Consider the following 9,487-nt stretch of genomic DNA (forward strand, 5'->3'; position numbering starts at 1 on the left):
CGTGCCGATCCCACGGAGCACCTCCCGCCGCACGACCCGGCGCGCCGGACCCCCGGGCTCCGCACGCCCGGACGTCACCCCGCATGGAACGGACGACCTTCCGCATGGCCCGACGCCCGCTCGCCGACGACATCCGGCTGAGACTCGGCACCCTCAGCCCGGCGGAACGCCGTGTGGCCCGCGTGCTCCTCGCCGCCTACCCCTCCGCCGGCTTCGAGACCGTCGCCGCGATAGCCGAACGAGCGGGCGTCAGCGCCCCCACCGTCCTCCGATTCGTCGGCCGCCTCGGCTTCACCGGCTTCCCCGACTTCCAGAGCGCCCTCCGCCGCGAGCTCGACGCACGCAACGCCTCGCCCCTCTCGCTCTACGAGTCCGCGGGGGAGTCCTCCTCCGAGGACTCCGCCGACGGACTGATCAGCCGTACCAGCGAGCTCCTGAGCGGTGCTCTCGTCAAGACCCTCGCCGAGGTGCCACCCCACGACCTGCGGAGCGCCGTCGCGCTCCTGTCCGACCGGAAGCGCCGGGTCACCCTGCTCGGCGGCCGCTTCACCCATCTGCTGGCCCAGTACCTGGGCCTGCACCTCATGCAGCTCCGCCGAGACGTCCGTTTCCTGCCCGACCGTGACGTCGAGCGCACCGCGGCCCTCGCCGCCCTGGGACGAAGAGACGTCGTGGTCGTCTTCGACCACCGGCGCTACGAGGAGACCAACCTCGCTGTCGCCCAGCTCACGCAGGAGAGCGGCGGCAAGGTCATCGTCTTCACCGATACGTGGCTGTCGCCGGCCACCACCCACGCCGAGGTCGTCCTCTCCAGCCGGGTCGACAGTCCCTCTCCCTACGACAGCCTCGTTCCCACGCTCGCCGTCATCGAGACGATCGTCGCCGGACTCGTCGGCATCCTCGGCACCGACGCCCACGAGCACATGCGGCACAGCGAGGACGTCGCCCGCCGGATCAACCTCGTCTGACGCGGCCGGCGCGTGACCCCGTACCGGCCCACCGCCCCGCTCACGAGGAGCCGAGGACGCGCGAGAGCCGGGCCCGGCCCCTGCCGGGCCCGAAGCCTTCCGCGCTCCTCACTTCGGCATGAGAACCGTGTCGATGATGTGCACGGTCGCGTTGGAGGTCTTCACGTCACCGCAGACGATGGTGGCGCTGTCATTGACCTTGTACGTGTCCCCGGATCCGGATGTGGTCAGCGTGCCGCCTTCCAGCGTCTTGAACGAGCCGTCCGCCAGATCCGCCTTCGTCACCGGTTCATCGGCCACGTGATAGGTGAGGATCTTGGTGAGCATGTCCTTGTCGGCGAGGACCTTGTCGAGATCGGCCTTCGGGATCTTGGCGAAGGCGTCATTCGTCGGCGCGAACACCGTGATGTCCTTCGCGTTGTTCAGGGTGTCGACCAGACCGGCCTTCTGTACGGCGGTGACCAGAGTCGACAGAGCCGGGTTGTTCGACGCGGCTGTCGCCACAGGGTCGTCCGCCATGCCCGCGAGCGAACCCGCACCCTCCTTGGGCACCGAAGCGCAGGCGGGGCCGAACGGGGTGCCGTCCTCGGCCGATGCCTGCGGCGCCAGTGCGGTTCCCAACGAGACCGAGAGGGCCGCGGCGGCGAGGGCGGCCGCGACGCGACGTCGGGTATGCGTGTGGTTCATGGGGTGCTCCTTCCACCGGCCGGCCACAACGAGCGGCGGCCGTGGATCGGTAGTCCTCTCACTCGGGTATTCGGAACGGCGAGGGCATGCGGATGTGTGAAAAGCCGATTCTCTTCGGACGTAACTCCGTGTCCCGGAACATGCCCGGAGTGTGCCGAGGAGCCCCGAGAGGACGCTCACCGACCGTCGGCGGTACTCGGCCAAGGAGCGTGGCGAGGACCGGACATGCCCGTTTCGTTGCCGGATCAGGTTCGTTGGGGTTGCATGAACATCTCTGGCGTGATCTGTACACCAACGCGGTTTTCCCTTACCGCCCCTCCGCCGGCGGCCTCCTGCGATCCGGCCGGCCACCGGCATGAGCCGGCCGGTGCCCCCGCCGCGGCCGCCCTCGGGGAGACCTCGTGAGCGAGGAGATCCTGCGGCTGACGCACGAGGGATTCAATTACTCGTGTCGCGTCAATCGGCAGCCCGAGAGCGCCAACCCGCCCGTCTTCCTCTTCGGCGGTGCGCTGCATCGCAACCACGGATGGGCGCGGAGGCTCGAGAAAGCACTCCCTTCCCGGACCACGGTTGTCACCGTCGACCTCCCCGGGTTCGGCGCGGCCGACCCTCTGCCCCAGGCCTACGACGCCTCCTTCCTGGCCGGGGCGGCCTGGAAGGCCGTGGACGGCCTGGGCTTCACGCGGTACGACCTCGTCGGGCAGTGTCTGGGCGGGTTCGTGGTGCAGCAGATGCTGCGGCAGGCCCGGCCGGGTGTCCGCCGAGTCGTTCTCTCCGGAGTCTCCGCGGATCCCTGGCCCGGCCCGCAGCTGCTGGCCCGACTTCAGAGCGTCGAGGTCGCCAGCGACCGCGGTGACCGCGCCACCCTGCTGGAGGTGGCGACGCACCTGTTCTTCGGTACGGCGGCGGGGGACGGCGCGGCGGCGGACCATGGCCCTGTGCCTCAGTTCAGGGAGAGGATCGGATCGCTCGACCCCGGGGTTCTGGAAGACCTCAGAAGCCATCTGTACCGCGACTGGTTCCCCGCCGGACTCCCGATGTCGGCCCCGCCCGAAGTGCCGGTCCTGGTCTTCACGGGAGTCAACGACATCCTGACCCCGCCCGGCGAAGCCCACCGGCTGGCCATGAGCTACCCCCGCGGGAGGTTCGCCGTCGTCGAGGACGCGGGTCACATGATCCACATCGAACGCCCCGACGAGTACGGGCAGATCGTGGCCTCCTTCCTGAGCCGGCGCACGGAAGCCGTTCCCCACTGCCGCCCGCTCGACGAATCAGAACGGCAGGCACAGCTCACATGACGCGACTCCTCCGGTTCCGCGGGTGTGGTGCCCGTGGATAGGGCGGCCGTGCACCGTCCCGGGCGGTTCGTGGTCCTCCGGGAGCTGACGCCGGCCGACCTGGATCGGGCGGCAGAGATCTGGGGCGACCCCGATGCCACGCGGTACCTCACGGCAGACCCGATGGACCGGCAGAGGGCCGCGGAAGCGCTGGGCCACGCGGTGCGGTCGGCCGCGTCGTCCCCTCGCCGGACGTACCACCTGGGGATCGCCCAGCACGACGACAACACGCTCATCGGCAGCGTGGCCGTGAACCTGGAAGGCAAGAGCAGCGCGTACGTTCATTCGTTCGTCCTGCACCCGCGGGCACGGAACCTGGCCCTCGCCGGTGCTGACGCAGCCCAGCTCACGGCGGCGTTCTGCTTCGAGCAACTCGGCCTGCACCGGTTCTGGTGCATGTGCAGAGAGGACAACACCAGAGCCAGGCGGCTCTACCTCACCCTCGGAATGCAGGAGCAGGGTCTCTTCCGCGAGGTCGATTTCAAGGAAGGCCGCTGGCACAACCACCTGATCTTCGACTGGCTCGCACCTCACTGGGAACACCGGCGCAAGCCCCCGCCTCAGCGGCGGGTTCCTGACCTGGTGACGCCCCGGGCCAACGAAGTCCTGTACTCGTGATCCCCGTCGTGCGGTGGCTGTCCCCTCCGTACTCCCACGGGTGGCCCCGCTGCCACCGCACGCACAACTGCCGTTGAGCGTCGCCCGGTCCACGAGGCCGGGCGTTCGCGCGGGGCGCCGCGTCCGTGTGGCGCCGCGCGGGCGTCGCTGGTCTCTCCTCAGGCCGGCAGGGGCATCCGCAGCAGGGGAGCGGTGGTGGGCCGTGCGGATCCTTCCACAGGTTCGAGGGTGAGGCCGATCGCGGTGGCGGTGCCGGGGTTGCCCGTGATGAGGATGCTGCCGTCGCCGTGGATGAGCCCGCCCGGCCGCATGGTGCCCCGGTGCTCCAGCCAGACTTGGTAGGTCATTCCCGCTGCCGGGGTGGGGAGGCCGGTGGCGGTGAAGACGGCCTTGTCGCGGTGACCGGAGGCGACGACCGTGGTCAGCGCACCGTGGGTCGTCCTGCCGTGGACGGTGCGCGCGTCGGGTGCCGCCAGCACGGTGCTGATGGCGTCGAGTCGCTGCTCGGCCTGCCGGGCACGCTGTACGGACTGTTCGCTCTCCTGGTTCTGCCACCAGGACAGGCCGGCGAAGGACGCGGCGGCGGCCAGGCCCGCGGCCAGGGCGAGGGGACCGGCCCTGCGGCGCAGGGCACCGAGCCGCTTCGTGGACAGGGGGGCCGCTACCCGCGGCGGCAACTGGCGCACGCCGGAGACGGCGGACACCGTCCGCTGCTTCATGGCGGCGGGCGGGGCCTGGGCCGCGGCGGCGGCGAGCCGTGCGGCCGTGGCCTGGAAATCCGCCACCTCCTGAAGGCAGTCCGCGCAGCGCCGGAGGTGGCTCCTGAACGTCGTGCGCTCCGTCGGGTCGAGGGCGTTCAGGGAGTAGGGCGCGGCGAGGGCGTGGACGTCTGCGTGCTGCCGGTTCATGTGGTCACCCCCATGCCGTCGCGCAGCCGGACGAGCCCGTCGCGCATGCGCGTCTTGATCGTGGGCTGTGGTGCGCGCAGGGATTCGGCGACTTCACGGTAGGTGAGTCCCCCGTAGTAGGCCGTCGTGACGGCCTGACGCTGAAGTTCGGTGAGGCCGTCGAGGCAGCGGCGTACCTGCCGGCTCTCCAGGCGGGTTTCGACCCGTTCGGCGACCTCGTCGTGCGCGGTGGTGTGCTCACGCGCGGCTGGACCCTGTTCGCGGTCGTGGGCGGCCTGTGCGGAGCGCACGTGGTCCACCGCCCGGCGATGGGCGATGGTCGCCGCCCAGGTGGTGACGCAGCCTTCGTCGGAACGGTGGCGCGGGGCCTGTCGCCACAGGTCGATCATGACCTCCTGGGCGACCTCCTCGGACCGGGCCCGGTCGCGCACCACTTTGATCACGATGCCGAACACGAGTGGTGCCAGGGCGTCGTAGAGGACGGAGAAGGCCTCTCGGTCGCCACGGGCCACCAGCTCCACGACCTCGGCGAGGTCGGCTCGGCCGGGACCGCCGGGAGCCCCGAAGGGGAGGGGCTGGTTCACCGGCCGGGCTCCGGCCGAGGCGACCAGCCGGAGCGGAGGCCCGAGGTGGCCGTCAGGAAGGGGGGGTGTCCATCGCATGCGGGTCCTTCATCGCTGGTGGGGCCGCGGACCGCGACGCCGGGTGCCGTCCGGGAGCAGAGCCGAGGGACGGGGTCTCGGCGGTTCTTCGTAGCGGACGCTCCTGCGGATGGGAGGTCCGTTCCGTCACCCGCGAGCGGCCCGTTCCCTCGCGCGAGTGAACTGCGGGGCGGTGACCCAGCCGTCGGCCTCGGGGCGACGAAGGAGGAGGTGAGGGGCCGGGAGGTAGTCACCGGAATCCCCGTCGGCCGTAAGGGACTTCCGTACGGCCGGACAGCTCTTCTTCTGGAGGCAGTTCCATGGTTCGAGTCTGTAAGGGTCTGGCGGTCGCCGCGGCGGCCGGTGCGGTGGTGTTCGGTGGAGCGTCGTTCGCGGCGGCCGACGCGGGGGCGCAGGGCGTGGCCGCGTACTCGCCCGGCGTCGGGTCGGGCAACCTGATCCAGATCCCGGTCCACGTGCCGGTGAACGCCTGCGGGAACACGGTCAGCGTCATCGGTCTGCTGAACCCGACGTTCGGCAACACCTGCGTCAACGCCTGAACCGGGCAGCGCCGAGAGGCTCCGGTCCGCTGCCGTCGGGGTGGCACGGACCGGTGACCTGACCGGGCCGCGGGCAGGGAGCGCATCAGGCGTTTCAGGCACGCAGAGCCGCGTTCCGGTCGGGTCGGCCGCGGGTGGCTGCCGGCACAGCCACCCGCGGCTCTCGCGTGAGCCGACCGTGATCGTCGGGTCGGCTCACGCGGAGCCGCTCCGACGCCGCCCTGCGGGAACGGCCCGGACCGACTCCGGGGACGTGGTGCCGGCACGGGACGGCGAGGCCAGGACGCCTGTCGTCGGCATCGGACCGCAGGATCTGACGGGCCGTCTCAAGCAAGTCCGGCAGGACCGACGCACTCCTGGTGCGCCTCTTCCTCGTCCCCGCCCTCATCCTCGACCTGGGACCACGCACCTGGTGGCCGGTCATCCTGCCCCGCAGCGCCGCCACTTCGCGCCGGCTGCCGCGGCCCGGTCGCGAGATCGCGGACGACACCGGCCGGCAGGTGGCCACGGTGCGCAAGCCCTGACCCCTCAGGACACACCTTTCTCATTCTTTCGGGTGATCGACCCATCCGCCGGGTGGGCGTCGCCGAATGTCGGGTGTGAGCAGCTTCCGCAACACCCTCAGCCGAGCCTTCCTCGGAGCGTCGGCCGGCCTGTTGGCCGGGTTCACCGCGCTGGCCGTGGCCGAGCTGACCGCCGCCCTGGTCCGTCCCGCGGCCGGTCCGGTGACGGTGGTGGGTGGCGCGGTCATCGACCGGACCCCCGCCCCGGTGAAGGATTTCGCGATCCGCACGTTCGGGGAGAACGACAAGTTCGTCCTCCAGCTCGGCATCCTCGTCCTGTTGGGACTGTTCGCCGCCTTCCTGGGCGTCCTCTCCCTGCGCCACCGCCGGGCGGGAGCGGCCGGGGTGCTGGTGTTCGGGGTCGTCGGCGGTGTCGCCGCCCTGAGCAGGCCCGACAGTGCGGGAGTCGCGGACGCCCTGCCCTCGGTGGTGGGCGCGGTGGCCGGCGCCGCGGTCCTTCACATCCTGGCGGGCAGGGCGGCAGCCGTCCGGCCGTCGACGGGTGAGGAGGTTCCCACGAGCGGCTGGAGCCGACGGGGGTTCCTCACCGCGGCCACGGTGACCGCCGCCGCCGCGACCGGCGCCGGAGTGCTGGGCCGGGTGCTGACCGCGCGCAGCGGCCGGGGCGCCGTCGCCTCCCGTGCCGCTCTCGTCCTGCCCGCTCCGGCCTCGCCCGCGCCCGCCCTTCCGGCGGGAGTACAGCTCAAGGTGGCCGGGATCAGCCCGTTCACCACGCCCAACCGGGACTTCTACCGCGTCGACACCGCCCTCGTCGTCCCCAAGGTCGACGCCGACACCTGGCGGCTGCGGATCCACGGCAAGGGTGTCGCCCGGCCCCGCACGTACACCCTCGACGACCTGCTGTCCCGGCCCCTGATGGAACGCGACATCACTCTGACGTGTGTGTCGAACGAGGTCGGCGGGCCGTACGTGGGCAACGCCCGCTGGCTCGGCGTACGCCTGGCCGATCTGCTGGCCGAGTGCGGTGTGAAGCGCCCCTCGGAGGGCGGCACGGCGGACCAGCTGGTGGCACGTTCCGTGGACGGCATGACGCTGGGATCTCCGGTGGAGGACGTCATGGACGGCCGCGACGCGCTGCTCGCCGTCGGCATGAACGGCGAACCGCTTCCCTTCGACCACGGCTTCCCGGTCCGCATGCTCGTCCCCGGCCTCTACGGGTACGTGTCGGCCTGCAAGTGGATCGAGGACATCGAGCTCACCACCTTCGACGCCTACGACCCCTACTGGGTGAAGCGGAAGTGGGCCCGCAAGGCACCCATCAAGACCCAGGCCCGCATCGACACCCCCAAGCCCTTCGCCCGCCCGGAGGCCGGAACCGTCATGGTCGCCGGAGTCGCCTGGGCGCAGCACCGCGGCATCAGCCGCGTCGAGGTCCGCGTCGACGACGGCGCCTGGCAGGACGCCGACCTCGCCGCCCAGGACACCCGCGACACCTGGCGCCAGTGGTCCTTCCGCTGGCGGACCACCCCGGGCGGACACACCCTCACCGTCCGCGCGACCGACGGCACCGGCCAGGTGCAGACCGAACAGCGCGCCCGGACCGTCCCCGACGGGGCGAGCGGCCGGCACAGCGTGTTCGTCACCGTCCCCTGAGACCACCGGACCGGCCCACGGGCCGGCCCGGCAGCACCACCAGCCCTCTGATCCATCGCATATCAGCTGATTCAAGGAGAAAACTCTCATGAACAACCTGCGTATCCGCCGTACCGCGCTCGCCGTCGCCGCCGCCGCGCTGCTGCCCTTCTCGCTGGCCGCCTGCTCCGGATCCAGCGACGACACCAAGGCGGCGGCCCCCACCACCGCCCAGGACACGGCCACCACCGAGGCCACTCCGACGGAGGACGCGATGACCGACGACCAGCCGTTCGGCCCGGCCTGTGCGGGTGTCCCCAAGGACGGCGCGGGCTCCTTCGACGGCATGGCCAAGGACCCCGTCGCCACCGCCGCCTCCAACAACCCGGCCCTCTCCACCCTGGTCGCCGCCGTGAAGAAGGCCGGCCTGGTCGACACCCTGAACAACGCCCAGAACATCACCGTCTTCGCCCCGACCAACGAGGCCTTCGCGAAGATCCCGAAGGCCGACCTGGACAAGGTCCTGGCCGACAAGGCCACCCTGACCAAGATCCTCACGTACCACGTCGTCGGCCAGAAGCTCACCCCGAAGCAGCTGGAGAGCGGCTCCTTCGAGACCCTCCAGAAGGGCATGGTCACCACCGCCGGCTCCGGCGAGGCCTACAAGGTCAACGACACGTCCAACGTGGTCTGCGGCAACGTCAAGACCGCCAACGCCAACGTCTACATCGTCGACACCGTCCTGATGCCCAAGTAGCAGCCCCGGCAAGGGACAGCGCGATGAGCGCGTGACGCGAGAGCGACCGGTGCCCTGGGGCCCTCCGAGAACGGAGGGCCCCAGCACCGGTGCGCACCGATGGCGGCGGAGCCCCAGGCCGGCTCCTGCCACGGAAGGTCCGCGCCCGTGGTCCACGCGCTGACAGAACCTCACCGAGTCGTCGACGGGCAGCTGGGAGAGGAACGTCCTGAGGTGGCGATTGGTCGGCGGGTGGGCGTGGCGATAGGACTATTGCGGGCTGTTGGAGGGGTTGTCGCGCAGGGCTGCAATCTCTGCCTCGCCTGGCGTCGAAGGATGCGCAGACGTGCCTCACGGTTGAGGCCCGCAAACCGATCGGAGCCCTGTTGTGCGTACTCGTAGAGTCGCTGCCGCCGCTGTGGCCGCTGCCGCGATGGCTGTTTCCCTGCTCTCCCCGGTCCTGGCTTCGGCGACGGCGGCGGGCGGCGATCCGTTCGGGCCGCAGGGCCGCGCTTCGGGCCACCGCCTGATCAGCGTCGGTCTGACCAGCGACCAGCGTCTCGTCGGCTTCGACGTCCACAACCCGGCCGAGAGCTGGTCGCTCGGAAAGGTCTCCGGCCTGTCGGGCGACACCAAGCTGGTCGGCATCGACTTCCGCGTCCAGAACGGCAAGCTCTACGGCGTCGGCGACAGGGGCGGCATCTACACGGTCGACAGCAACGCCAAGGCCGTCAAGGTCTCACAGCTGACCGTCGCCCTCCAGGGCCGGCACTTCGGCGTCGACTTCAACCCCGCCGCCAACCGCCTGCGCGTCATCAGCGACACCGGCCAGAACCTGCGCCACAACATCGACGACCCCGCCGCCCCGCGGACCAC

Annotated in this window: 11 protein-coding genes; 8 read left to right on the plus strand and 3 right to left on the minus strand. The window is 71.1% G+C overall.

The genetic code is table 11. The features are described 5' to 3' along the window. The first annotated feature begins 83 nt into the window (after positions 1-83). A complete protein-coding gene (locus ABT129_RS33560) occupies positions 84-968 on the plus strand; it encodes a MurR/RpiR family transcriptional regulator (protein ID WP_351909201.1) in 885 nt (294 codons plus the stop codon). A gap of 108 nt (positions 969-1,076) precedes the next feature. On the opposite strand, the gene ABT129_RS33565 is transcribed toward ABT129_RS33560, so the two are convergent. Then, the gene (locus tag ABT129_RS33565) at positions 1,077-1,655 is read right to left on the minus strand and encodes a fasciclin domain-containing protein (RefSeq protein ID WP_351909203.1); all 579 of its coding nucleotides are present in this window, start codon (positions 1,653-1,655) and stop codon (positions 1,077-1,079) included. Positions 1,656-2,056: 401 nt separating this feature from the next. On the opposite strand from ABT129_RS33565, the gene ABT129_RS33570 reads away from it, so the two are divergent. Further along, entirely contained in the window at positions 2,057-2,953 is an 897-nt protein-coding gene (locus ABT129_RS33570; RefSeq protein ID WP_351909205.1) for an alpha/beta fold hydrolase, read from the plus strand. A gap of 69 nt (positions 2,954-3,022) precedes the next feature. Beyond that, on the plus strand, positions 3,023-3,610 hold the full coding sequence (locus ABT129_RS33575; protein ID WP_351909207.1) for a GNAT family N-acetyltransferase: 588 nt from the start codon (positions 3,023-3,025) through the stop codon (positions 3,608-3,610). 158 nt (positions 3,611-3,768) lie between these two features. On the opposite strand, the gene ABT129_RS33580 is transcribed toward ABT129_RS33575, so the two are convergent. After that, the gene (locus ABT129_RS33580; RefSeq protein ID WP_351909209.1) at positions 3,769-4,518 is read right to left on the minus strand and encodes an anti-sigma factor; all 750 of its coding nucleotides are present in this window, start codon (positions 4,516-4,518) and stop codon (positions 3,769-3,771) included. Next, the gene (gene sigK, locus ABT129_RS33585) at positions 4,515-5,102 is read right to left on the minus strand and encodes an ECF RNA polymerase sigma factor SigK (RefSeq protein ID WP_351909225.1); all 588 of its coding nucleotides are present in this window, start codon (positions 5,100-5,102) and stop codon (positions 4,515-4,517) included. Before sigK ends, ABT129_RS33580 begins: the two co-directional genes overlap by 4 nt. Before the next feature lie 377 nt (positions 5,103-5,479). Here sigK and ABT129_RS33590 point away from each other — a divergent pair, with 377 nt between their 5' ends. The 5 genes from ABT129_RS33590 to ABT129_RS33610 form a co-directional block, all read left to right on the plus strand. Further along, positions 5,480-5,719 (plus strand): chaplin, encoded by a 240-nt coding sequence (locus tag ABT129_RS33590; RefSeq protein ID WP_351909211.1) that lies wholly within the window; start codon positions 5,480-5,482, stop codon positions 5,717-5,719. 359 nt (positions 5,720-6,078) lie between these two features. Continuing rightward, a complete protein-coding gene (locus tag ABT129_RS33595; protein ID WP_351909213.1) occupies positions 6,079-6,243 on the plus strand; it encodes a hypothetical protein in 165 nt (54 codons plus the stop codon). A 66-nt stretch (positions 6,244-6,309) separates the two neighbouring features. Continuing rightward, on the plus strand, positions 6,310-7,896 hold the full coding sequence (locus ABT129_RS33600; protein ID WP_351909215.1) for a sulfite oxidase: 1,587 nt from the start codon (positions 6,310-6,312) through the stop codon (positions 7,894-7,896). 88 nt (positions 7,897-7,984) lie between these two features. Beyond that, positions 7,985-8,632 (plus strand): fasciclin domain-containing protein, encoded by a 648-nt coding sequence (locus tag ABT129_RS33605; RefSeq protein ID WP_351909217.1) that lies wholly within the window; start codon positions 7,985-7,987, stop codon positions 8,630-8,632. A gap of 412 nt (positions 8,633-9,044) precedes the next feature. Beyond that, the coding region (locus ABT129_RS33610; protein ID WP_351909219.1) for a DUF4394 domain-containing protein at positions 9,045-9,487 on the plus strand (443 nt) is incomplete at its 3' end.

Source organism: Streptomyces sp. NPDC002057, assembly GCF_040296665.1.
In the GTDB taxonomy this organism is placed as follows: domain Bacteria; phylum Actinomycetota; class Actinomycetes; order Streptomycetales; family Streptomycetaceae; genus Streptomyces.